The 25,122-nt window shown below is 69.0% G+C and carries 16 protein-coding genes; 11 read left to right on the forward strand and 5 right to left on the reverse strand.

Annotation, left to right across the window (positions count from 1 at the left end):
* Positions 1-203: 203 nt before the first annotated feature.
* Both ACZ6MZ_RS04130 and ACZ6MZ_RS04135 read right to left on the reverse strand, forming a co-directional pair.
* Positions 204-1,523, reverse strand: a complete 1,320-nt coding sequence (locus ACZ6MZ_RS04130) for a 7-cyano-7-deazaguanine synthase (protein WP_469349690.1) — start codon at positions 1,521-1,523, stop codon at positions 204-206.
* Positions 1,520-2,386, reverse strand: a complete 867-nt coding sequence (locus tag ACZ6MZ_RS04135) for a hypothetical protein (RefSeq protein ID WP_469349692.1) — start codon at positions 2,384-2,386, stop codon at positions 1,520-1,522. Before ACZ6MZ_RS04135 ends, ACZ6MZ_RS04130 begins: the two co-directional genes overlap by 4 nt.
* 335 nt (positions 2,387-2,721) lie before the next feature.
* Here ACZ6MZ_RS04135 and ACZ6MZ_RS04140 point away from each other — a divergent pair, with 335 nt between their 5' ends.
* The 4 genes from ACZ6MZ_RS04140 to ACZ6MZ_RS04155 are packed head-to-tail and all read left to right on the forward strand — an operon-like array spanning position 2,722 to position 12,908.
* Complete coding sequence (locus tag ACZ6MZ_RS04140) at positions 2,722-6,657, forward strand: BREX-2 system ATPase PglY family protein (RefSeq protein ID WP_469349693.1); 3,936 nt, start codon at positions 2,722-2,724, stop codon at positions 6,655-6,657.
* Positions 6,657-9,428, forward strand: a complete 2,772-nt coding sequence (gene pglZ / locus ACZ6MZ_RS04145) for a BREX-2 system phosphatase PglZ (protein WP_469349695.1) — start codon at positions 6,657-6,659, stop codon at positions 9,426-9,428. Before ACZ6MZ_RS04140 ends, pglZ begins: the two co-directional genes overlap by 1 nt.
* Positions 9,429-9,432: 4 nt before the next feature.
* Complete coding sequence (gene brxD / locus ACZ6MZ_RS04150; RefSeq protein ID WP_469349697.1) at positions 9,433-10,764, forward strand: BREX system ATP-binding protein BrxD; 1,332 nt, start codon at positions 9,433-9,435, stop codon at positions 10,762-10,764.
* The gene (locus tag ACZ6MZ_RS04155; RefSeq protein ID WP_469349699.1) at positions 10,761-12,908 is read left to right on the forward strand and encodes a DEAD/DEAH box helicase; all 2,148 of its coding nucleotides are present in this window, start codon (positions 10,761-10,763) and stop codon (positions 12,906-12,908) included. Before brxD ends, ACZ6MZ_RS04155 begins: the two co-directional genes overlap by 4 nt.
* A gap of 463 nt (positions 12,909-13,371) precedes the next feature.
* On the opposite strand, the gene ACZ6MZ_RS04160 is transcribed toward ACZ6MZ_RS04155, so the two are convergent.
* On the reverse strand, positions 13,372-13,557 hold the full coding sequence (locus ACZ6MZ_RS04160; RefSeq protein ID WP_469349701.1) for a hypothetical protein: 186 nt from the start codon (positions 13,555-13,557) through the stop codon (positions 13,372-13,374).
* Between the two features lie 203 nt (positions 13,558-13,760).
* Here ACZ6MZ_RS04160 and ACZ6MZ_RS04165 point away from each other — a divergent pair, with 203 nt between their 5' ends.
* Positions 13,761-16,001: a hypothetical protein gene (locus ACZ6MZ_RS04165; RefSeq protein WP_469349703.1), complete on the forward strand. Its 2,241-nt coding sequence runs from the start codon at positions 13,761-13,763 to the stop codon at positions 15,999-16,001.
* A gap of 451 nt (positions 16,002-16,452) precedes the next feature.
* Positions 16,453-17,892 (forward strand): ATP-binding protein, encoded by a 1,440-nt coding sequence (locus tag ACZ6MZ_RS04170; RefSeq protein ID WP_469349705.1) that lies wholly within the window; start codon positions 16,453-16,455, stop codon positions 17,890-17,892.
* Positions 17,893-18,065: 173 nt separating this feature from the next.
* On the opposite strand, the gene ACZ6MZ_RS04175 is transcribed toward ACZ6MZ_RS04170, so the two are convergent.
* A complete protein-coding gene (locus ACZ6MZ_RS04175) occupies positions 18,066-19,163 on the reverse strand; it encodes a pyridoxal-phosphate dependent enzyme (protein WP_469349707.1) in 1,098 nt (365 codons plus the stop codon).
* Between the two features lie 214 nt (positions 19,164-19,377).
* Here ACZ6MZ_RS04175 and ACZ6MZ_RS04180 point away from each other — a divergent pair, with 214 nt between their 5' ends.
* From ACZ6MZ_RS04180 to ACZ6MZ_RS04200, 5 genes are all read left to right on the forward strand, one after another.
* Entirely contained in the window at positions 19,378-20,130 is a 753-nt protein-coding gene (locus tag ACZ6MZ_RS04180; RefSeq protein ID WP_384181130.1) for a GntR family transcriptional regulator, read from the forward strand.
* A 268-nt stretch (positions 20,131-20,398) separates the two neighbouring features.
* Positions 20,399-20,578: an SPOR domain-containing protein gene (locus ACZ6MZ_RS04185; RefSeq protein ID WP_469349709.1), complete on the forward strand. Its 180-nt coding sequence runs from the start codon at positions 20,399-20,401 to the stop codon at positions 20,576-20,578.
* Between the two features lie 34 nt (positions 20,579-20,612).
* Complete coding sequence (locus ACZ6MZ_RS04190) at positions 20,613-21,041, forward strand: (deoxy)nucleoside triphosphate pyrophosphohydrolase (RefSeq protein ID WP_469349711.1); 429 nt, start codon at positions 20,613-20,615, stop codon at positions 21,039-21,041.
* 162 nt (positions 21,042-21,203) lie between these two features.
* Positions 21,204-21,653 carry an ATP-binding protein gene (locus tag ACZ6MZ_RS04195; RefSeq protein ID WP_469349713.1) on the forward strand — a complete coding sequence of 150 codons (450 nt, stop codon included), beginning with the start codon at positions 21,204-21,206 and terminating at the stop codon, positions 21,651-21,653.
* Positions 21,654-21,799: 146 nt separating this feature from the next.
* Positions 21,800-24,358 (forward strand): SpoIIE family protein phosphatase, encoded by a 2,559-nt coding sequence (locus ACZ6MZ_RS04200; protein ID WP_384181138.1) that lies wholly within the window; start codon positions 21,800-21,802, stop codon positions 24,356-24,358.
* 29 nt (positions 24,359-24,387) lie between these two features.
* Here ACZ6MZ_RS04200 and ACZ6MZ_RS04205 read toward each other — a convergent pair whose 3' ends face one another.
* Positions 24,388-25,098, reverse strand: a complete 711-nt coding sequence (locus ACZ6MZ_RS04205) for a PspA/IM30 family protein (protein WP_469349715.1) — start codon at positions 25,096-25,098, stop codon at positions 24,388-24,390.
* Between the last annotated feature and the right edge of the window lie 24 nt (positions 25,099-25,122).

Raw genomic sequence — 25,122 nt, forward strand, 5'->3', positions numbered from 1 at the left:
AGGCGGCAGGAGTTCGCCGCCTCACAGGCCGTGCTTCAGGAGCCGGACGCGTACGCGGTGAAGGTCGACCAGGCGTCGGGCGTCACGGTGAACGGGCGGAGCCCGGTGTCTTTGAGCCGCGGACGTGGACCGCGTCCGGACGAAGTGTGACCTCATGCAGTTGTCGCCTTCGCCGCCGCTGTAGCTGCTCTTGACAGGACGGATCAGGCGGACCGCCGCACGGCAGGTGCGCGTGCGACCAGGGCTCGTAGCTCCTCCCGGCCGCGCTCCACGACGGCCAGGAGTTCCGCGGGCCGGGCGTCCGGCGGCAGCGGGGTGTCGGACACCAGGTCCAGAACCGTGCACGGGGTGTCCAGCCAGCGCCGGAGGGCCCGCCAGTGCTGGGTGCGCTTCGCGGGCAGGGACGGGTCCCAGGGGTCGGCGGCGTACGGAGTGCGGTCCTCGCCGTAGGTGTGCAGCAGGCCAGAGTGGCGGACCAGGCAGGGGAAGCAGAGACCGCAGTGGGCGTAAGGCACCCGGCCGCGGTTGCGGGCCGGGGGAGTGCCGCAGCTCAGGGTGGCCTCCAGGATCTCCTGGGGCAGGCCGGCGTCTCGGGCCGCCGCGCACACCTCGCCCTTGGTGAGTGCCGCGAAAGGGTTGACGACCCGGACCGCCTGCTCCGGCCGGTCCGCGATCTCCTCGATGACCCGGTTGAGGTGGTGCAGCGTCCACGGGTGCACCGAGCGGGTGGAACAGGCACCCGAACGGGCCGCGGACAGCGGAGGGTTGAGGGCGAGCTGCCCGTTCTCGGGGACGTGGACGACGGGGACGCGCTCGGCCGCGGCGGCATGCACGGCCGTGGCGGCGTACAACAGGCCGCGAGAGCGCGTGGAGCGTTCGAGGATGAACGTGGCGTCCTTCGGCCGGCGCACGGTCTGGCTCTGTTCGAAGCGGCGCAGAGTGCGCTCGCTCCGCCGGAGCACGGCCTCGTACACGGTGTCCTGGAGCGATTCGAAGTTCCGTTCCTCGAACGTGACCAGGAGCAGGGCGCGTGGGCTGCGTACGGTGGCGCGCTGGGCTGCCCAGCCCAGGGAGTCGAGGCCGCCGGAGAACAGGGCCACCTCGCGGGCGTACTCCTCGGGGCCGAAGGGCAGCGGGCGGGAGCGGGGACGCTCGTCGGCGTCGAAGGGGCGGAACTCGACCTCCCAGCGGTCACCCGTCACGGTCGCGAGCAGCGTGGTGAGGTGCGGGAGCGCGCGGGTCCACGCGTCGGGGGCGGTGACCGGGACGGACAGCCGGATGTGGCGGGTCCAGTGGTCGAACGTCTCCTCCCGGGAGGTGCAGCGGTCCGCGGCGAAGACGGCACGGGCTACCCGCTGGAGGTCGTCGGCCCAGTCCGGGGCGGGAGCCAGGAAGTGGTGGCGGTCGGGCGCTCGGACCGGGGACTCCCAGTACAGGGCGTCGCTCAGCGGCTGCCACGGGGGCTCCGGGGCCGGGGCGCGCGGGTGGGAGAGCCAGGAGCGGAGGACCGGTGTCCCTGTCATGCGGCTGGTGTCTTCTCGCTCGGAGGGGCGGTTGGCCCGGCAGCGGTACCGGCATCGGCGTCGGTGAGCAGACCGAGTGCCGCGCTCACCGCGCGCGGGACGAGGCCCCGCGCGACCTGCGCGAGCGTGCCGGCCGTCGGATCCTCAAGGGCCGCGACCGCGTCCTCGGCACGCTCCGCCGCTGCCGCGAGGTGCGCGGCCTCCTCGCACGGGTTCGGCACCAGGTGGAGTACCTGCCCGGCGACCCAGTCCGCGATGTGGTCCTCCGGATCGGCCAGCGGCAGCACCGGGACCGCGAGTCTGATGTTCTCGGCGACGACGATGTGCAGGAACTCGGCCACGATGTCCGCGAAGAACCACTGGTAGAGGCTGCAGAGCAGGTCGCCGGACCAGCCGGACCCCCCGGGGGTCAGAGCCTCGGGGTGGTGTGTGGCCATCCGGTCCGCGGTCGCCGCGGCCGCCCGCCGTACGGCCGCGTCGGCAACGGTGCCGCCGTCGCCGCCCACGGCCGATACGAAGTCGGACAGGAAGGCCGTACGGACGTCGCCTTCGTCCGCGTCGGCCGCACCCGCCTCGTCCAGGTCGTCCAGGCCGGTGCCATTGCCCGCCGCCAGGCTGTCCATGGCGGCCGTCAGCCGTTCACCGGCCGCGCAGGCGGCGTCCTGCAGACCGAAGGCCGACGGGTCCTCGCGCAGGGTCCGGTGCAGTACGGCCAGACAGTCCTCGGCAATTGCGTCCAGGCGTTCCGTGGAGTCCGGCCGGCCGGGGCGCCACGAGGAAAGGCGCCCCCTGATGCGGCTCCACTCGCCTGCCGGAGTACCGGGATTCCCCCTCGGCCCCGGCCACCGTGATGACGTACCCACCCGCTCCCCCTCCGTCACAGGTCGGCGAAACCGCGCCCCGGCGTGCCGTTGACGGCTCCCTCCTCAGGGGAACAGGGAGGCGGACCGCAGGGTAGGGCGCGACTCGGCCATGTCCGGCGAAACGGTCGGAACCCGTGGGCGCAACGTTGAGTTAGACGGAGAGGCCACTGTGGCGCAAGAGGTCACCCACGGTGATCAGCTGCCGTGCGAAGGGTGCGAAGGGTCGGTTCCGACCACGTACGGCCTGGCAAGATTGCCAGGGGGCGCGCAGCAGCAGCGTGTCACCGGTGCAGCCGGGGTGCCGGGGTCCAGCCGAGTGAGGGAATGATCGCCTGATGTCGACCAGAGAGCTCGTTCTGCGTGATGTCATCGCCGTGAAGGACGATGTCCACGCGGGCAACTTCAAGATCGATCTCTCTCAGGGCTTCAGCGAGACCGATGCGCGGGTGGCGGAGTACGTCGTCACCGAGCAGCTGCAGAAGCAGTTCCGCAAGGCGCTCGGACTCGTCGCCGCTGCCGTGCGCAGTGGTGACTCGCACGCCGCCTATCTGCACGGTTCGTTCGGCGCCGGTAAGAGCCACTTCCTGACCGTGCTGCACGCGGCGCTCAACAACCACCCGGCGACCCAGGGCAAGCCGCGCCTCGCCGAGGTCATGGCCGAGCACCAGGACTGGCTGCCCAGCAGCCGGTTCCTGATGGTGCCCTACCACCTGGTCGGTTCCACCGATCTGGACTCCGCGCTGCTCGGCGGGTATGTGCACACCGTGCGCCAGCTCCACCCCGAAGCGCCGACCCCCGCGGTCTACCGTGCCGACGCGCTGCTCGCCGACGCACACCGGCAGCGTGAGTTCCTCGCAGACGACGACAAGTTCCGGCAGTGGCTCGGAGCCGGGGCGCCGACGGCGAGTGCCGCCGTGGTGTCGGACGAGGACGACGCCGACGACGTGCCCCTCATCGACGCGGGCACGGGCGACATCGCCGTCCCGGTCGACTGGAGCAGTGCGGAGCTGGACCGGGCCTTCGCCGCGAGGGCCGGCGACCCGGACCGTGACCGGCTGGTGTCGGCGCTGGTCAGCGGCCCCATGGCGGCGTACGCCCAAGCGGCCCGCGGTGGCAAGGACTCCTTCATCCCGCTGGAGAACGGCCTGAAGGTCATCTCCCGGCACGCCCAGTCCCTCGGCTACGACGGTGTCGTGCTCTTCCTCGACGAGCTGATCCTCTGGCTCCAGGCGAACATGGGGCGGCAGGACTTCGTACGGGACCAGGTACAGCGCCTGGTCAAGCTGATCGAGTCCGCCGACGGGAACCGGCCGGTGCCGATCGTGTCCTTCATCTCCCGTCAGCGTGACCTGTCCCAGTTGATCGGCGCGGACGTCGCGGGCGCCGACGTGCAGAACCTCGAGCAGCAGATCGACTATCTCGCGGGGCGGGTCGATGTCGTGGAGCTGGAGGACAGCAACCTCGTCGAGATCATCAAGCACCGGGTGCTCGCCCCGCGGCCCGGTATGGAGCAGGCACGCGACGACGCGTTCAAGCTGGTCGAGTCCTCCAGGGACGAGGTGCGGCAGGTTCTGCTCGATGCGCAGGGCCGTACCGAGGCGGACTGGGACGACTTCCGCACGCTCTACCCCTTGTCGCCCGCCCTCCTCAACGTCCTGGTCGACCTCTCCGGAGCCCTGCAGCGTGAGCGGACCGGCCTCAAGCTCGTACAGGAGCTGCTCGGCCGACGCCTCGACGACCTCACGCTGGGCGAACTCATCCCGATAGGGGATCTGTGGGACGTCATCGCGACCCGCACCGGCGAGGCGTTCACCGCCAAGCTGCGCGCGGAGGCGGAGACCGCCCGCCGCTTCCACGAGCGGGTGCGCGAACATCTGCTGACCAAGTACGGCTCCGCCGACGACAAGCGGTTCCAGACCGACGACCGGCTCGTCAAGACGCTGCTGCTCGCCGCCCTCGCCCCGCACGTACCCGCCCTGTCCCGGCTCACCGGCGGCAAGCTCGCGGCCCTGAACCACGGCACGATCAGGACACGGGTCGGAGACGCGGGCTCCGTCGCCGCCAAGCGGCTGATGGAGCTGCAGTCCGAGGGCTTCGACGGCGAGCTGCGCAGCGAGGGCGACAGCGGCGACCCGGTGTTCCATCTGCACCTGTCCGACCTCGACGTCGAGCCGCTCCTCGAAGAGGTGCAGGGCGTCGCCGACCAGCTCGGCTACCGGCGGCAGTGGATCAAGGACCAGCTGTGGGCCGCGCTCGGTGTCCCCGACACCCAGGCGTTCGTCTGCCTGCGGGAGGTCGTCTGGCGCGGAACGAAGCGCACGGCCGAGTTCGTCTTCGGTAATGTGCGTGATCCGCACCTGCCCGACGAGGAGTTCAGGCCGCAGCTCGGCAGCGACCTCCGGATCGTCCTCGACTACCCCTTCGACGACGGCGACCACTCGCCGATGGACGACGTCCAGCGGGTCGACCGGATGAAGCGGGCGGGAAAGGCCGCCCCCACCGTCGTCTGGCTGTCCGACTTCCTCTCCGAGCAGAAGAGCCGCAACCTCGGACGCCTCCTCAAGATCAACTATCTGCTCGAACGGGACCGGCTCGAAGAACACACCGCCACCCGCCCCGCCGAGGAACGCATCCAGATCCGGAACCAGCTCAAGGCGTCCAGGGACAGCCTCACCGGTCAGCTCACCGACGCGCTCCAGCAGGTGTACGGCATCGCACGGGCCGAGCCCGGAACCACGGGAGCAGAGGTCCCCGAGGGAAAGCACCTGCTCACCCTTCAACCCGGCTTCACCCGTACCAACCCCGAAGCGGCCGTCAGCTTCGAGGAGAACCTGTTCCTCGTCGCCGACGGGATCCTCGCGGCACGCCACCCCAAGCACCCGGACTTCGACCCGCGCCTCACCCGTAAGGCCGTCACCAAGGGCGACCTGAAGACCACACTGACGTGGATCAACCGGGCCATGGCGGACGGCACCCGCCGCGTCGTGGTCGACGGACACCAGCTGGTCACCGTACGGAAGATCGTCCACGCGCTGGGGCTCGGAGAGGTGCACGACGGCCCGCTCAACGTCACCAACGACTGGCGGCTGAGGATCAACAAGAAGGCGGCGGAGAACCCCGACACCGGCACCGACCTGTCGGTCGAGGACATCCGCACCTGGATCGAGGAGCTCGGCTACACCGGCCTGGACCGCAACGTCAGCAACCTGGTCATCGCGACCTACGCCCTGCTCGACGACCGCACCTGGGTCTACCAGACCTCGCCGCTGGCCCAGGCTCCCGACCTCGAACGGATCGGCCAGGGGTACGGACTGCGGGCGGTGGAACTCCCCGGTGAGGAGGAGTTCACCGTCGCCCTGGGACGCGCGGGAAAGATCTTCGGCGAGACGGTCTCACGGGTGCTGTTCGCCCGGAACGTCGCCAACCTCGCGGAGAAGGTCCGCAAGGTCGCAGACGACCACCGGCGGGCCCTCGGCGACGCACGCACCCTGCTGCAGGACAACGCCGCCCGCCTCGGCCTGGAAGGACCGGGCGGCGCGGACGCCCCGCGCATCAGGTCCATGAAGGCGGCGGCAGACCTCGTTGCGCGGCTTCTGCGCACCGACGCCCCCGCCTCGCTGGTGAGGGAGCTGGCCGCCGCGGCGTACGACGTCACGGACGGGGAGATCGGGGCAGCGCTCAAACAGGCCCCCGAAGTACTCACCGCGCTGCGCTCCCCCGACTGGACGGAGGACCTCGACACGGTCCGTGAGCTCGCGAACCGGGACGACAGCGTCGGTGACCGGGCCGGCTGGCTCCTCGCCCAGGTGTCCCGGACCGCCAACGAGCACGAGGAGGAGTCCTCGCTCGTGCCCGTACTGGACGGGCTGCGGGACAGCACGAAGGCGTTGATGCGCGAGGCGACCCGGCTCGCGCAGGCAGCCCGGACCGTCGCGCCTCCGGAGCCGGCGACGCCCGCACAGCCCACCGCCCAGGACGTCAGCTTCACCCAGCACGGAAATCCGCGGGTGCCCACGCCGCCCGTCACGACTTCTCCCGTCGAGAATGGGGACGCAGCCCCCGCGCACCGGAGCGGGCCCGACATCCCCCGCCCCGTACACGTCGTGGAATCCACGCACCTCGAAGCAACCCTGGCCGCCACGGTCACCGGCATCGAGGCCGAGATCCGTACGTATCTCGACGCCCACCCCGAAAGCCGTGTCCGGGTCACCTGGCACCCGGTCGACGCCGACGCCACCGACACCGCCGACAGTGAAGGGACCGGAGACTGATGGCCCCCGCCGCCCCCCGGGTGGGGCGCCGCACCGTCGAAGCCCTCCTGGCCGCGCACAAGGACAGCCTGCGCGAACGCAGCCTGGTCCTGATCCACGGCCGCTATGTGCCGGGAGCGCCGACCCGGTTCACCACGACCGTGGACGAGGAGCCCCGCCGCGTGCTGGTACGCGACGAGTCCTCCGTCCTCGGCGTGATGGCCGCCTGGCACGATCACCGGGACACGGCCGGTCCGGGCGATGTCCTCGTGGTCACCACGGGCATGGACGACGAGCAGCTCGGCTGGGACCTGCGCGGGCAGGCCGTACACCGCCGCACTCTCACCGTCGAGAACGCGGAGGTCGTCACCCAGCGGTTCGGCGCCACCGGCCTCGACGTACGGATGTACGGCATGGAATGGCTTCTCGAAGCGCTCCTGGAAGCCGAACCCTCCGACACGGGCTGGCCGCGCGTCGGAGGACTGCTGACCCTCGACACGGCCCTTCGCGCCCTGACCGTGCAGCGCCTCGGCCTCGGCGAGACCGCCCCCGGGCCCGGAACGCAGACCCAGCCGGCCACGCTCGACACCGACACCCTGCTCGCCTGGTCGCGCACACCGGCGGGACCGCTCCGCTTCGCGGAACTTCCCGCCACCGAACGCGCGGAACTGAAGAAATGGCTCGGCGACACCGCAGGCCCCGCGGCCCCGGTGCTCCTCTCCCTCGCCGAAGCAGGACTCGGTCAGGACGCCATGGCTCTCGGCATCCTCGCGGCGGCGCTCCGGGATCCGGCCGTGGCTCCCGACACCGCCCTCGCGATCGGCAGCCTCTTCGGACAGGTCATGCCTCGCCGGGCAGCCCTCAGCGCCTTCACCGACGCGGTGGAAGGGACCCTGACACGCTGGATTGCCCAGGCCAGGACCAGCCCGGCCGCCCGGCAGAAGGTTTTCGCCGTACTCGACCGGGCTGACGAACTGGCCGGCACAGCGGGCCTGGCCGACACCCTTACCGGCAGCCGGTTCCTGCCCACCGGATTCGCCGCACAACTTGGCCGGACCGTTGCCGAAGCACGCCGTTCCTCCGCGGCGGGTGAAACGGCGCTCGCCGATCTGGCAGGGCACGGCCTGGCCGCGCTGTACCCGGACCGGGTACAGGTGGCGGAGATGGCGGTGCGCATCGCACGGTGGCTGGAACGGGCCGAACCGGCCGTGCCCACGGTGGACGAAGGCATCCGCTCCCATGTCACCGACTGGGGCTGGGCGGACCGCGCGCTCACCCTCCTGTGGGCAGGAGACCCCGGAGGCGATCTGACCACGGCCCGCGAACTGCGAGGACTCTACGAGCAGGGCCGGGCGCGCAGAGAACGTCTCGATGAGCAGTTCGCCCGCCGCCTCGCGGCCTGGTCCGTGCACGCCACCGCGCAGCAGCCAAACGGCGCGCTGGTAATCGAAAACGTCCTGGAGTCGGTGGTACGTCCGCTGACCGGTGCGGGTGCGCCCCTGGTCGTCGTACTCGACGGGATGAGCTGCGCGGTCGCCATACAGTTCGGTGAGGAGATGGAGCGCGAAGGCTGGCGGGAGGTCGCGCCCAGGCCGGCCGACGGACAGCCGGCGGGCCGGATGGCCGCCGTGTCCATGCTGCCCTCCGTCACCCGGACGAGCCGCGCCTCACTGCTCACCGGGGAACCCGTCCAGGGAGGGCAGTCCGTGGAGACCGCGGGCTTCAGCGCCTTCTGGAAGCGGCGCCGCAAGGAAGCGGCTCTCTTTCACAAGGCGGACGTCGGCGGCGAAACGGGTCACGCCCTGGCCCACGAACTCATGGGCGCGCTCGCCTCCGAAGCAGTCGTAGGTGTCGTCCTGAACACCATCGACGACGCACTCGACAAGGGACAACAGGGACGCGGTACGGCCTGGGCCCTCGACGACATCACCCACCTGCGGGACCTGCTGTCGGCGGCCAGAGGGTACGGGCGCCCGGTCGTCCTGGTCGCAGACCACGGACACGTCCTGGAGCGGGGCAGCCGTAGTGGGAGTGCGGCCATGTCCGTGCCCGGAGCGGTGTCTCCGCGCTGGCGTACCGGCGGGCAGGCCCAGGACGGAGAGATCGAGATCCGGGGGCCCAGGGTGCTGGAAGGGGGCGGGACCGTCGTCGTGCCGTGGCGTGAGGACATCCGGTACACCGGACGCAAGGCCGGGTATCACGGAGGCGTGTCACTCGCGGAGGTGACCGTCCCTGTGCTCGCCCTGGTCGCAGTGGCCGAGCAGACACCCAAGGGCTGGGAGGGGCTGCCGCGCGAGCGATCGACCCCCGCATGGTGGAACGAGCCCGTGCCGGGAGCCGATCCCGCCCCGGAGGCCGGGAGCGACGAACCCGTGGTGCCTACGGCGCCACGCCGGGACGCAGTCGTCACTGCCGGTGCCGTCCCTGCCCGCCAGAGTTCTCCGACTGTCGTGCAGGCCACCACCGGCCTGGGCAGCGAAGTGGTGGCGAGCGAGGTCTACGAAGCCCAGAAGGAGTACGTCCGCAAGGCTCCGGAGGCGAAGGTCGTCGCCGCGGTCGTCGACGCTCTGGTGGCCGCGGGCGGCACCATGTCCCCGGCGGCGCTCGCTGCCGCGATCTCCGCGACCGGACGCGTCCGGCGCAACATCGAGGGGTTCGTCGCCACGGTCCAGCGGCTGTTGAACGTCGAGGGATATCCCGTCCTCGGGTTCGTTGATGCGGGGCACGCGGTGAAACTCGATGTTCCGTTGCTGCGCGACCAGTTCCTGCCGCAACCGAAGCCCAAGGAGTAGAGAGATGACGCTCTCCACCCCGGTGAGCGTGGCCAGGCGCCGCGAGGTCATCGACGCACTGCGGCGCGGCACCGTACCGCAGGCCGGACTCGACCTGTTCGCCGTGGGGCTCGGCCGGTTCGAAAGCGCCCTTGACGAGGACCTCACCACCGTCACCCGTGGAGGCGCTGCCTTCCATGCGATCCGAGGCGACTACGGCTCTGGCAAGACGTTCTTCGCCCGCTGGCTGACCGAGCGTGCCAAACGCGCCGGACTCGCCACCGCCGAAGTGCAGATCTCCGAGACGGAAACACCCCTGCACCGTCTGGAGACGGTCTACCGCAGGCTCACCGAACGCCTGACCACCGCCACACATCAGCCCAGCGCGCTGCGGGCGGTCATCGACTCGTGGTTCTACACGCTGGAGGAGGAGGTCCTCGACGGCGGTGACACGGACGAGGAGGACGAGACGGCGCTCGCCGAGGCCGTGGACGCCCTGATGGAGCGGCGGCTCGCCGATGTCGCGCGTACCACCCCCGCGTTCGCCGCAGCGCTGCGCGGCTACCGCCGAGCGGTCGCAGCAGGGGAGGGGGCCACCGCGGAAGCGCTGATCGCCTGGCTCGGCGGACAGAAGTCCGTGGCGGCGTCGGCCCGCCGCTCGGCAGGGGTGCGCGGAGACCTCGACCACTTCGCAGCCCTCGGATTCCTCCAGGGGCTGCTCACCGTGTTGCGCGACTGCGGCCACCCCGGCCTTCTTCTCGTGCTCGACGAGATCGAGACACTTCAGCGGGTTCGCGGAGACGTCCGGGAGAAGGGCCTCAACGCGTTGCGGCAACTCCTCGACGAGATCGACGCCGGCCGGTTCCCCGGGCTCTTCCTCGTCATCACCGGCACCCCGGCCTTCTACGACGGCCAGCAGGGCGCACAGCGACTCCCGCCGCTGGCCCAGCGCCTGGCCACCGACTTCACCACCGACCCGCGCTTCGACTCGCCTCGCGCGGTGCAGCTGCGCCTGCCGGGCTTCGACCTGCCCCGGCTCGGCGAACTCGGCAGAACGGTCCGCGACCTCTACCAGGGGGCGGCCGCCCACCCCGCCCGGGTGGCAGTACGCGTCGACGACAGATACATCGAAGAGCTGGCCACCGCTGTCACCGGCGGGCTCGGCGGCAAGGTCGGCGTCGCGCCGCGCGTCTTTCTGCGCAAACTTGTCGCCGATGTCCTCGACCGGGTCGACGAGTTCGAGGACTTCGACCCACGCGAGCACTACGCACTCACGATCGCGGACTCCGAACTCAACAGCACCGAGCGCAATGCCGCGGCCGGCGACGCCGACGACATCGCGCTGGAACTGCCGTGAGTACAGACGACGAGCTGGAACCGGCGCTGCTCCACCACATCGTCAACACCCTCGGTTGGAAAGGGCTGCGCCCGCTCCAGGAGGCGGCGGTGGAGCCCCTTTCCCGGGGCGAGGACGCACTCCTCCTGGCACCCACCGCCGGCGGGAAGACAGAGGCGGCATGCTTTCCGCTGCTGTCCCGGATGCACAGATCCCGATGGACCGGCACGTCGGTGCTGTATCTCTGTCCTCTCAAGGCGCTGCTGAACAACCTGCTGCCGAGAGTGGAGACGTACAGCTCCTGGCTCGGACGCAGCGCCGCGCTCTGGCACGGCGACACCACCTCCGGGGCCCGCACACGCATCCTGGCGAACCGGCCGGACGTCCTGCTCACCACCCCGGAATCACTGGAAGCGATGCTGGTGAGCGTCAATGTCGATCACGCGTCGTTCTTCTCGGGGCTCCGTGCGGTGGTGGTCGACGAGGTGCACGCCTTCGCCGGTGACGACCGGGGCTGGCATCTGCTCGCCGTACTGGAGCGACTGCAACGCGTCGTGGGGAGGCCGCTGCAGCGTGTCGGGCTCTCGGCAACGGTCGGCAACCCCGACGAACTGCTCACCTGGCTACAGGGTTCGGGGGCGGGCAAGCGCCCCGCGCAGGTCGTCGCTCCACACCTGGACGTGCCGGTGGCCGCACCGGACGGCACATCCTCCTCCGCCGCCGTGCCGCCCGGAGACGTCCAGCTCGACTACGTGGGATCGCTCGAGAACGCGGCAACCGTCATCAGCACGCTGCATCGCGGAGAGAAACGCCTGGTCTTCTGCGAGTCACGACGCCTGGTCGAAGAACTGGGATCAGCTCTGCGTGCCCGAGGGGTGACCACGTTCCTATCGCACGCATCGCTCTCGCTCGACGAACGCAGGCGCGCGGAAGCGGCCTTCGCCGAGGCACGGGACTGCGTGATCGTTTCGACCAGTACTCTGGAACTGGGCATCGACGTCGGTGACCTGGACCGGGTCGTTCAGATCGACGCCCCAGCGTCGGTCGCGTCCTTCCTGCAGAGAATCGGCCGTACCGGACGTCGGCCCGGGACATCACGCAACTGTCTCTTCCTCACCCTCGACGAAGCGGGCCTGCTGAACGCGGCAGGGCTCCTCCTGCAATGGTCGCGAGGCTGGGTCGAGCCGGTGGTGGCGCCCCCCGAGCCGCGGCACATCGTGGCCCAGCAACTGCTCGCCCTCTGCCTTCAGGAAGGCAGCGTAGGAGGCAATCTGTGGCATGAATGGTGGAACGGCCTCGGGCCGTTCGGCCGGTCCGCGGAACCGATCGTCAAGCACCTGGTGGCAGAGGGATACCTCGACCAGGACGGCGGACTGCTCTTCGTCGGCCCAGAGGCCGAGCGTCGCTTCGGGCACCGGCACTTCATGAACCTCACCGCGGTGTTCACCGCTCCACCCCAGTTCACCGTCCTGCAGGGCCGGACCGAGATCGGCCGCACCGACCCCAGCCTTCTCACCGAACAGGTCGCCGGCCCTCGCCGGCTCCTGCTTGCCGGCCGGAACTGGCAGGTCACCTACATCGACTGGCGTCGCAAGCGATGCTTTGTCGAACCGGTTGACGGTGGCGGAAAAGCCAAGTGGAGCGGAGCCGGATTCGGTCAGGGAGCCTCCTACCGGCTTGCCCGTGCGGTGCGTGAGGTGCTGCTCGGCATCGACCCGCCGGTGAATCTGACGAGGAGAGCGCAGGGGTGTCTGGAAGAAGCACGGGAGCGCTTCATGGAGCGAGTACACCCCGGGGGCACCTTGATTGTGCGAGAAAACGGGAGAGCAGACCAACTGCGCTGGTGGACCTGGGCCGGGCGCCGGGCGAACGCCACCCTGGCAGCGACTCTCGGCGGCGTCGCGGTGCCAGGACAGCGAATCAATGATCACTGGGTGCGCCTACGGGACGACCTCACTCCGGCGGACTGGAGACTGGCCCGGCAGGACGTGACGGAGCGCCTGGCCCTGCCCGACATCGATGAAAAGGCCGTACGGGGTCTGAAATTCGGGGACGCGCTTCCCCCTCGGCTGGCAGAGGCCACACTGTCGATCAGGCTCGCGGACCTCGAGTCCGCAACTGCTGCGCTGTCCGAGCAGGTCCGCTTCATGGGAGGGGGCGTCTGACCTGCCTGGTGCAGGGATGAGACTCCGTGCTGGGTTCGTGTTGGGATGGCCCTCTCCAAAGCCACGTCTTCGCAGGTGGGAGCTCTGTACTGGATATTCAGGTCAAAGCTTGATCGATCAATTACTGTACGCTAATGCGATTCGTTTAGCGTGCGGATTTAGGGCCGAGCCTTCTCGTGAGTTCGGCCCCTTCGTCGCCTCCATGTCGCTGGCCTGAGGTGCGCCTCGAGGGCGGCGCCTGTGTTGTTGGGTGGGCGGGACGGTTCTTGGCGGCTATGCCTGTACGGGGGCTGTGCCGGACTGACGGGTGGATCACCACACTGCTCGATGGCGCGATGCACACCGGCGGGATCCGATAAACTGTCGGGCCGCCGATGCGAACACCAGGATTGGAAAAGGTCGGCGCGTCGGGGAGTCTTTCCTCTCTTTCCGAACCAGCCGGGGGCGGTGTCGTTGCCGGGACTCAGCCGTGCTGGAGCGCGATGACTCCGATGCAGAGTCCCATGCTGGTGGCGAACGCGACTCCTCCTGCCTTCACTGCACCCTCCGCATTTCTGCCGAAGGTATATGCGATAACTCCGCACGTCAGTGCGATGACTAGCGAGCCGAGGATGGCGATGATGGTCAGGATCCAGACGCTTAAAGACATGTTGGAAATCCTAAGCCGCCGAGGCTCGCCCAGGTAATCGGTCCATCGTAGTTCGATTTTCGTGTACGAATCCTCAGTGTCGAGAGGGGTGATATTGATCGAAAATGATCAATTTGGGTCAAATTCTTCAATGCGTCCCTCCGGTTCGGTGAAGCGGCTCATCATATTCCTTGAGGGATGTGTCGAAGTGTGAGGAGTCGCTGGTGAGTTCAGATGCGGAAATTGATCCGAATGAAAAACTTCCCTTCCCGCTGCCGCCGTCACTCGAAGATCAAAAGGGATGGGTGGATTCTGTTCTTGCCACGCCAGGAGTCAATATTCACCGGGAGGCGTTGGAAAATGTAGCCCCGTTCATCGTTGACCCGGAGACCATGTTGACATCCCCGGACGTAGCTGGCCGCAGGCGGGTGAGAGGGGCGGCATTGCGACGGCTGCGTACAGAGGCTGGAGATATGCTCGTTGCCGTCGTGGAGATGCACGGCGTGGGCGGCAGTGTGTGGGAGTACAACGAGCGCATCAGCTCTGAATGGCACTCGGTGGCAAATCCTGCGGCATTGCGAGAAGACAGTCAGGCGCTTTCGCGAGTTCGCCCCCTGGTCAGGATGACTGCGGAAGGAAAGGAGGAAATCTTCGCGGCGGTGGAGACAGAGGTGAGCAGTAGGGAATCTCTGATCATGAATCTGGAAAAGTCCGCTGCTGCGCTGGCGAAGAAGGATGGGCATCGAACATACAATCTTTTGGAAGATCTTGTTCTTAACGGTCAGCAGGAGCCTGGCCTCTATATTGCTCAGCACATCAGAATTCAGGATCGCGCACTGGAGGATCGAGACGGGAATCCGTTGCACCCTCAGTCGCACTGGCAGTGGATGGCGGTGCGCGGAAATAATCGCACCAAGCAGCGACATGAAATCTTTGAAGTGGAGTCGGCCGAAGTGGTCACCGGTATGCCGGTGAAGAGAATCGGCGGCGAGGGAGAAAAGATCATCTTTGATCCCAATCAATGGCTTTCACAGCTCTCTCGGCTCTTAAATGAGGAGTACATCGAATCGCGCGATGATGTGCTTGAATCCCATCGAGCATCTCGTGGACGCCGGGCTGTACGGGTAGCGGTCGTAGAGGCACACCTGGTAATCGGGTGCCCCACCCCGGGGCGGCTGTATCGGATTGCGCAGATGAGTAATCGGCGTGACCATGTGCACCCGCCTTTGGATTTCACACCGAACGACCGGGGGCGGGCTCTGGGGCGGAGTGTGCTTGGCGTCTACGTGGCAGAAGGTCTACTGAATGAGAAGACCGCCGACGTACTGTCTGGTGCGGCATCGATCACCGAGCTTGCCGGTGTACCAGCCGACGCCACGGTAAGTGAATTGCGTGATATCCGCTCCATGCGGCTTCTCGCGGAATTTTTCCCGACGGATCGGCGTAAGCAGCTGCTCATCAGGAGAGCATTGAGTGAGTCTCCGCCGTCCCAGCTGACCGCACCCGAAGTCAATCGCCGGGCACGGGCATGGTCGGCGCTGACATCCGAGAGCTATCCAGAGCCGTGGAACCCACGCATCGGTGAGGTCTTCCAGTTGGGCGAGACCCGAGGAGGGCTCACAATGTCCGGGCGTTCGCTGCGGGAGCTGTTGGATGTTGCTGCCGCCGACAACGACGCTCTCCGGGAACTGATCTTCTATCGCGCTGCCCACTGGCTGGCGTCTTCCGACATCATTGACGCGGACAGGGGGTCACTCAGCGGCCAGAAGACGGACGACGACGACGGAGTGAAGGCCGACCGGGTCCGGCGAACGGTCCGGAACAACCTCAACGCGATGTATAACAGGCCCGAGATGGCCGTGGGCGTGCTTCGAGAGCTGGCCCTGGCCATGGATGAAGGAGACCGCAGGCCCCGAAAAGTCGGAGCCTCCGGTGAGCCGTTGATCGAGCCCATGACTCGAGCCTGGTTCAACCGTGAATTCCCCAAGGAGTCGGGCTCTCGGTCCAATCTTCCGGCTGCGCGGCACGGGGGAACGGGCCCGGCTCAACCGTCGGAGAGCAGCTTGTATCCGGTCCCGACCGGTGGAACTACTATCCGGAAGGCTCCGCCTGAAGCAGCGGAGGGCTCATCGGCAGCTGTGGAGGTTCGTACTTCGGTCCCGGATATCGGCCCGGATTCCGACGGCCGAGGGCCCGGCAGCGCGGACGGAGTCGGCGCGGGCGGCGGCGGAACGGTGTTGGCATCGAGCCAAGCCGGCATGGCCAAGGAGTTCATGGCGCAGGTGTACCGGCTGGCGGATGATGCGGTGGCCCTGGACACATTGGTGAGCAGGCTCGCGGTGGTGGCCGGTCAGGCTCCGCTGGAGCGGGAGGACGCCGAGGACGCGACCCAGTCCGTACTCGCGACGGCCATCGCTGTGCGTCGCCTGGTGGCACGTATCGAGCGACTTGGCGAGGCTGGTTGAGCGGCTGCGGAGTGCTCCGGGGGTCGCCGCACTCCTACTCCGACGGCCCCCGAAGCACCGGTTGCATCCCGTCCCCTGTCCAGGACGCGGTCCGTGTCGCCGGCCAGACCGCGCCGACGGCACCGGTGCTCACTCGACGGAAACCGACCGGGCGCAGCTGCATGGTGCTGGGATAGAGCCCCCGTGCTGGGATGGTGCTGGGATGACCCCCTCCAAAACCGTCTTTCCGCAGGTGGGAGCTCTGCAGCAGATATTCCGCTTCAACGTGTAGCGGGCGCCATCTCACCACGGCGCTGATCTGGCAAACATGCAGGTCATGAGGGGTCCGACCGTTCGAGGTCGGGCCCCTCATTATTTCCCGTGCTGGGACGGTGCGCACTAGGCCGCATGAAATGAAGTAAGATTCAATCTACGTAAGAATCTATCTACGTTAATTGCCCAGGGGTGCGTCGTGGAGTTCCAAGGCCGGGTCGGGGATCTTGAGCTGCTGGCTGAGCAGTACCGGACAGTGGCAGAGGGCGCTGGAGCCACCCCGGGGCGGGCTGTGATCATGACGGGCCGGCGCCGAGTAGGGAAGTCGCGACTGGTCCAGGAGTTCTGCGACCGCTCGGGAGCGCCGTACGTGGTGTTCCAGGCCACTCGGGGGCGCAACCCTGTGACGGAACGTGCCGACTTTGCCGCGACCCTCGCGCAGTCGCTGTTGCCGGGGGCGGAACTGGTCGCCGGCCTTCAGTCGCAGGACTGGAACCAGGCCCTGCGCTCGCTGGCGCTTGCGGTACCCGATGACTCTCCCAGTATTGCGGTGATTGACGAGGTGCCCTGGCTGGTCGAGCAGGATCAGGAATTCGAGGGCGGACTCCAGACTGTCTGGGACCGTCACTTGTCTTCCAAGCCCGTACTTCTGCTGTTGGTTGGCAGCGATGCATCGGTGATGGAGGCACTGCAGTCGTACGGGCGTCCTTTTTTCGGCCGTGCGGCGAAAATGACCGTCCGTCCCCTGAACCTGGCCGACGTGCAGGACATGACTGAACTCGACGCCGCGGCGGCCGTCGACGCCCAGTTGATCACTGGCGGATTCCCCGAGATCGTGCAGTCGTGGCGGCCGGGAATGGATCGCACGGCTTTCTTGCAGGCGTCGGTTGCCAATTCTCTCTCGCCCTTGCTGGTGGCCGGTGAGTTGTCCCTGCTGGGTGAATTCCCCGAGGCTTCGCACTCACGGGCCGTACTGGAAGCGGTTGGCAGCGGTGAGCGCACATTCAGCACCATCGCAGCCCAGGCGGGCGGCGCCGGCGCACTGCCGTCGGGCACGCTCTCCCCGCTATTGGCCATGCTGCAGGCCAAGCGAGTCCTGGCCGCTGACCTCCCCCTGTCTGTCAAGCCGGACACCAAGAACAAGCGCTACCGGATTGCCGACCCGTATCTGCGGTTCTGGCTGGCCTTCCTGGCACGCGCGATCCCACTCATCGAGCGAGGCCGCGGTGACGTGGCACTGGAACGCATCGAGCGGTCATGGACCACTTGGCGCGGACGAGCGGTCGAGCCACTGATCCGCGAGTCCTTGCTCCGTCTGATGCCCAACGACGAGTGGCCCGAGACCGAGGCCGTCGGCGGGTGGTGGAACCGTCAGAACAACCCCGAGATCGACCTCATCGGTACAGACCGTGAGCCGGTGGCCCGGCAGGTGCACTTCGTCGGGTCGGTCAAGTGGCTGGAGACCCAGCCCTTCGGGCGCCATGAGTACGACGCCTTGGTACGTGACATGCTCGCCGTCCCCGGCACCGCCCCGGACACTCCCCTCGTGGCGGTCTCCCGCTGTGGGGTGACCGATGATCTGCCTCTCAACGTGTGCTGGGGGCCGGAAGACCTCGTACGGGCATGGCAGCCCCGATAGTCGCGGAGCAGCAATGTTCTCTTCTTCGTCCCCGCCGGTTTCACCGCTACTCCGGGGCCCGGCTGCAGTGCCGTGGCCGCCGAGCAGATCAAATGCACCGCCACCGCCGGGCCGATCCCGGTGAGCTGAGTTTCCGTCGGGTCCGGCATACCCGGGGCGGCCGTCGTAGCGCTCTACCGTGCGGACGACGCCAGGCCCGTCTTGGCGCCCGCGCCGCAGAGCGGTACGACGGCGGTGCGGTCCGTCCAGTCGCCCGCCGCCGCCCAGCAGGCGACGCCCGTCGACTCCACGAAGAGTCCCCGGGCGGCCAGATCGAGCTGGGCCGCGCGCAGCTGATCCTCCGTCACCGTGAGGAACGTGCCGCCGGACTCCCGTACGGCGCGGAGGATCTGGCGGGCACGCGGCGGATTCGGGATGGCGATGCCCTCGGCGAGGGTGGGGGCCGGCTCGGCTCCCGCGAGCAGGTCGTCGGCGCCCGCGTGGAAGGCGGCCGCCAGCGGCGCGACCGCCGCGGCCTGGACCGCGATCAGGGCGGGGCGTTCGTCGATGAGGCCGTTCGCGGACAGCTCGGCGACCGCGAGCGCCGCGCCCAGGAGCAGGGTGCCGTTGCCGACCGGGACGACGATCGCCTCGGGCAGCCGGCCGCCGAGGTCCTCCCACAGCTCGTAGACATAGGTCTTCGTGCCGTGCAGGAAGTACGGGTTGTGGACATGGCTGGCATAGAACGTGCCCGGCTCGTCGGCGGCCGCGCGGGCGGCGAGGGCCGTGGCCTCGCGGTCGCCGGGGACGCGTTCGAGGCGCGCGCCGTGGGCCCGGATCTGCTCGGTCTTCTTCGGCGAGGTGGCCTCGGGCACGTACACCGTGCAGGGCAGTCCGGCCCGTGCGCAGTAGGCCGCGACGGCCGTGCCCGCGTTGCCGCTGCTGTCGGCGATCACCCGGCGCGGACCGAGCCGGACGGCCAGTTCCGCGAGGAGCACCGCGCCGCGGTCCTTGAAGGAGAGCGTCGGCATCAGGAAATCGAGCTTGGCGGAGACGGACGGCGTGAGCGGGACGAGCGGGGTGCGGCCCTCGCCGAGCGTCGTGACGGGCGCGGAGAGCGGCAGCGCCTCCTCGTACCGCCACAGTGAATTGACCCGATGGCGAGGGAGCGTCAGGGGTACGGGCGACGCGTGGAAGTCGAGATCCCAGGGCCCGCGGCAGACGGGACAGCACCAGGTGAGCGACTCGACGGGGGAGCGGGTGCCGTCGGCCGGGCAGAGGTACGTCGTCATGACCGCCAGCATGGCAGTTCCCCGTGGACGGCGCGGGTGCCTCCCCGGGCGCGGGCTTCGCGGGGCGAGTAGCGGCCGGACGCCGGATCCGGAACTCGGGCACGTGCCGCGCACCCACAACTCATCACTTCGGGTGAAACGTTGGCCCATGCTTGCGATCAACAACCGACGGTTGCGAGTCTGTTGCTGTCTGTCAACCTGATGGGAGTGGCCCGTGGCCTTCGGTGAGCAGCCCGCCTATCTGCGCGTTGCGGGCGATCTACGCGAGAAGATCGCCAATGGCGCCCTGCCGCCGCACACCCGACTGCCTTCACAGGCCCGCATCCGCCAGGAGTACGGCGTCTCCGACACGGTCGCCCTGGAGGCGCGCAAGGTGCTGATGGCCGAAGGGCTGGTCGAGGGCCGCTCCGGTTCCGGAACGTACGTGCGGGAGCGGCCGGTGCCGCGCCGTATCGCCCGCTCCGGCTACCGGCCGCCCTCCGGCTCCAGCCCGTTCCGTCAGGAGCAGGCGGCGGAGAGCGCGCGGGGCACCTGGGAGTCCAGCAGCGAGCAGCGCGAGGCGGGGCCGGAGATCGCGGCCAGGCTCGGGATCGCGCCGTCCGGCCGGGTGATGCGTACGAGCTATGTCTTCCGGGACGCGGGCGAGCCGATGATGCTCTCCACCTCCTGGGAGCCCCTGGCGGTCACGGGGCGTACGCCGGTGATGCTGCCGGAGGAGGGGCCCCTCGGCGGCTGCGGGGTGGTCGAACGTATGGCGGCCATCGACATCGTCGTGGACAACGTGCTGGAAGAGGTCGGCGCCCGCCCGGGTCTGGCGGAGGAGCTCATGGCGCTCGGCGGTGTACCCGGCCATGTGGTGGTGGTTCTGGAGCGGACGTACTACGCGTCGGGCCGGGCCGTGGAGACGGCGGACGTGGTCGTGCCCGCCGACCGGTACCGCATCGCGTACCACCTCTCCGTCAAATGATGTGACGGATAGCCGGACCCCTTTTTTCCTCCCCCGCGTGTGCGCCTGGAGCCTGTTGACGGCTCAGCGGCCGGGACGCGGAGCGAGTTCCCCACCAGCGCACTGTCGCCTGCGAACCCTGGTTTTCGGTGGATTCTTGGCCGGATGCGTATCTCTTTGTGAAAACACACATCCGCTGAGTGAAGGTCAGGCGTAGGGTCAGGCATATGCGGATTGCGGTTTCCCTGGAATTGCTGGAGAGAAGCGGACCGGCGGCGGGAGGGGCTCGATGAATGACAGCGGCGCCGTGCTCCCCTGGCTGGTGATACGGCAGGACGACAACGGCAATCGCTACCGGGTCGGTAGCTACGCCACGCGGGACGAAGCGCAGAAGATGGCCGACAGCTTCGAGGTCCACGGACATGAGCAGCCTTACTCGGTGGAGCGCGCCGGACAGGTCGCCCACTGAGCCCTCGCCTGCCCACCGCGTTACGCTCCGGCCCATGAGCGATCGAGTGGTGGTGGCCGGCGCCGTGTACGACCGGGGGCGCCTGCTGGCGGCGCGTCGTAGTGCGCCTCCCGAGCTGGCCGGCCGCTGGGAGCTCCCTGGCGGCAAGCTGGAGCCGGGGGAGGGGCCCGAAGGGGCCCTGGTGCGCGAGCTGCGGGAAGAACTCGGCGTGGAGACGCAGCCGGTGGAGCGGATCCCCGGTGAGTGGCCGCTGAAGCCCGGCTTTGTGCTCCAGGTGTGGACGGCCCGGCTGCTCTCCGGCGAGCCCCGGCCTCTTGAGGACCACGACGAACTGCGGTGGCTCGGCCCGGACGACATCCATACGGTCGACTGGCTCGATCAGGACCGGCCGGCCGTGGCCGAAGCCGCCCGCCGTCTGCGCGCCGCCTCGACCGGACAGGACCTGGGCACGGGCCGTCACTGACGGGGCCGCGTGCCAGGGGCTGCGGGCATGCGCCCCTTTGATGCTCTGCGTACTCCATTGGTGCCACCGTGCGCCCGCTGTGGCGATAGCCACAGGAGATAACGGGTATGTGCTGACCAACCCCCCTAAAGAGGGCGCGGGTCTGCCCGTCGGTCTTGGGAAGTGATCGGCTTGATCGACACAGCGGGCGCCGGCGCCGAGTGGACCTTCCCCGGCGACCTCACCGCTGTGCGCTCCGCCCGCCATGTCGTCCGTGACACGCTCCAGGTATGGAACATGCCCCCGGCCGTCCGTGATCTGGCGGTCCTGCTGGTCAGCGAGTTGGTGACCAATTCATTGCGCTATGCGTCGGGGCCGATCGGGGTGCGGCTGGCGGTCCGTGTCCTTGCCCCCGGCCCGGGCGGACCCGACGGCGCCGAGGCCGAACCGCCCGCCGCACTGCTCGTCGAAATCTCTGATCCGCTGCCTGATCCGCCGACGGAGCGCCCCGCGGGCCCCGACGACGAAGGGGGTCGCGGACTGCAACTGGTGGCCTGTTCCGCCCGGCGTTGGGGCACGCGCCGGGGGAAGACGGGTAAGACCGTGTGGTTCGAGCTGCCCGTCCCTGGTTAGAAGTCTGGAGGGACAACGATCACGTCGGACTCGGCTCAAAAAGAACGAGACCTTGCTGTGATCGTGAACGCCGTGTCGACCGGGGCCGTAGTGCTGAATACTGCGGGCAAGGCCGGTCCGGTGCGTGAGCTGGAGGGGACGGTCGCGTGAGCGAAATATCTGGAACGGCGGGCGACGTCGTATGGCAGAGCAGTCCGCCCGGCTCGATGTATGACTACATCAAGGTCGCTTCCTTCTCGATCGGCCCCGACGGGCTGGTCGACCAGTGGAGCCGACGGGCCGCCGAGCTGTTCGGAATCGGCTTGGACGAGGTCAGGGGCAAGGACCCGGTTGAGGTGTTCATGCCCGCCGAGCTGCGCCCGCGTGGCCACCGCAAGGTCAGCGAGATCCTCGACGGCAAGGAATGGACCGGCCTGGTCCCGTTCCGTACGGACCGGGGGCGCGGAGAGCACGGGCTCGCCGAGGTCTATGTGATGCCGAGCGAGACGGAGAGCGGCGAACGGGGCGCGCTCTGTATCGTCGTCGACGTCCACGCACTGCGCCGGATCGAAACCGACCTCGCCTCCTCGCAGGCCATATTCGGCCAATCTCCTTTCGGATTCCTGCTGTTCGGCACCGATCTCAAGGTGCAGCGCGCGAACCAGCGCTTCGCCACCGTCTTCGGCGGCGAGGCCAGTGACCACCGAGGCCGTACGGTCCACGACTATCTCTCCCGCCCCGAGGCCGACCGGATGACCGCCGCCCTCCAGCGTGTCCTGGGCAGCGGGGAGTCCGTCACCGACCTCCAGATCGTCGGCACCCAGCCGGGCGGCAACGAACGCCGGCACTGGTCGATCAATCTCTATCGCGTGCACAGCGGCTCCGGCCGGCCCATCGGCGTCGCCGGAGTCGGCACCGATGTCACGCGCCGTCATATCGCCGCCCGTGAGGCCGCCAGCGCCCGCCGCAACCTTGCCCTCCTCAACGAGGCGAGCGCCCGAATCGGCAACTCCCTCGACCTGGAGACCACCGCCCGCGAGCTTCTCGACGTCGCCGTCCCCGGCTTCTGCGATCTCGCCTGCGTCGACCTCTACCAGAGCCTGCTCACCGGTGAGGAGGCGCCGCCCGGACGCTGGGGCTCCTCCGGGGACGATTCCGGCGGCGGCAGCGCCCGGCTGCGCCGGGTCGCTTTTGCCAGCGCCGTCTCCGACGCCCCGCTGACCGGACCCGGCGACCCGGGTGACGGGGAATACGTCCCGCCCGAGGTCGGCGCGGTCCACCGGTTCCCCTTCAGCTCGCCCAGCGCGAGCGCCCTGCGCACCGGCCGGGTGCAGTCCATCCCCGGTGAGGCCGGCAGTCTCGTCCAGTCCACGCTCGCCGTCCCGATGGTCGCTCACGACACCGTCATCGGCCTCGTGCAGTTCTCCCGGACGAAGGGCAGTGAACCCTTCGGCGAACGGGACCGGGCGCTCGCCGTCGAACTCGCCGCCCGCGCCGCCGTCTGTATCGACAACGCCCGCCTCTACCGGAGGGAGCACGAGCGCGCGCTGATCCTCCAGCGCAGTCTGCTCCCGCCCGGTGACCCCGAGGCCGCCGGGCTGGACATCGCCTGCCGCTATCTGCCGGGCAACACCGCCACCGAAGTGGGCGGTGACTGGTTCGACGTCATCGAACTGCCGGGACACCGGACCGCGCTGGTCGTGGGCGATGTCATGGGGCGCGGTCTGCGGGCCGCCGTCGCCATGGGCGAGCTGCGCACGGCCGTACGCACCCTGGCGCTGCTCGACCTGGAGCCCGCCGAAGTGCTCTCCGCGCTCGACGAGATCGCCCGCGGTCTCGGCACCCCCAGCGGCGCCCAGCAGGCCTCGCGAGTCGCCCACAAGACGCGGGACGCGGATCTCGCCGAGGTCTATCTCGCCACTTGTGTGTACGCCGTCTACGACCCGGTCACCCGGCGCTGCACATTCGCCAACGCCGGTCACCTTCCGCCCGTCCTCGTCGAACCGGGCGAGGAGGCGCTGCTCCTTGATGTGCCGCCCGGCATGCCGCTCGGGGTGGGCGGTGAGCCCTTCGAGCAGGTCGAGGTCGACGTGACGGAGGGCGCGCTGCTCGCGCTCTACACGGACGGGCTCGTCGAGTCCAGGGACCATCCCCTCGACGAAGGGCTGAGCGCCTTCCGCGCGGCCCTCACCCACCACGCCCGCCCGCTGGAAGACGTCTGCGATCACGTACTGAACACGCTCGACACCCGGCACGGTGAGGACGACATCGCGCTGCTGATGGCCCGTATCCAGGGGCTGCCGGCCGACGCGGTCGGAGACTGGCGGCTGCCCCGAGAGCCGCGCTCGGTGGGCCGGGCCCGGGAGCTCGCCCGCGCCCAGCTGCTCACCTGGGATCTCGAACCGCTGGTGGACACCGTCGAACTGCTCGTCAGCGAACTGGTCACCAACGCCATGCGCTATGGCGAGGGCGAGATCAGGCTGCGGCTGCTCCGCGACCGTACGCTCGTCTGCGAGGTGTGGGACGCGGGCCTCGTACAGCCGAGGCGGCGGCGGGCCCGCGACACCGACGAGGGCGGCCGGGGGCTGCAACTGGTCGGCCTGCTGAGCGCGGCATGGGGCTCGCGCCGGACGCCACGCGGCAAGACGGTCTGGTTCGAGCTCGCCCTGCCCGACGGCGACTCGACAGCCGAGCCGACGGTCGAGCAACTGCTGAGCATGTTCTGACGAAAGGCCGCCCGCGCCCGGCCGCCCCGTCAGGCGCTCTTCAGTGCGGCCAGGCGTGCTTCGACCTCCGCGCTGTCGCCGAGACTGTCGAGCTGCTCGAACCGCGCGTCCAGCGACGAGGCGGCGAGCTCCTGCTTGCCCATCGCCTTCGCCTCCTCGCGCCGCACCTTGTCCTCGAACCGGCCGATCTCGCTGGTCGGGTCGAGAACATCGATGTTCTCGACCGCGTCCATCATCCGGTTCTGCGCGTGGGCGGACGTCGCACGGGCCACCAGCTCGTCGCGCTTCGACCGCAGCTCGGTCAGCTTGGCCCTCATCCGCTCCAGACCGGTCTTGAGCTTCTCCACCACCTCCGTCTGGGAGGCGATCGTCGGCTCGGCGGTCTTCGCCTCCTTCTCGGACTGGAGCTGCCGCCCCAGCGCCACCTTGGCGAGGTGGTCGAAGGTGTCCGCCTCCTCGCTCCGGCCGGCCGAGCGGAGCTCGTCCGCCTTCCTGCTGGCCGCCAGCGCCTTCTCGCCCCACTCCCGGGCCGCGGCCACATCCTCCCCGTGGTCCTGCTCCAGCAGCCGGAGATTTCCGATGGTCCCGGCCACCGCCTCCTCCGCCTCGCTGATGTTGTTCGTGTACTCGCGGACCAGTTGGTCCAGCAGCTTCTGGGGATCCTCGGCCTCGTCCAGCAAGGCGTTGACATTGGCCTTCGCCAGCTGCGTGACGCGACCGAGGATGGTCTGCTTCGCCATGGCTCTTCTCCTTGTGGGGAAAGG

The organism is Streptomyces sp. NPDC042201 (assembly GCF_055582185.1).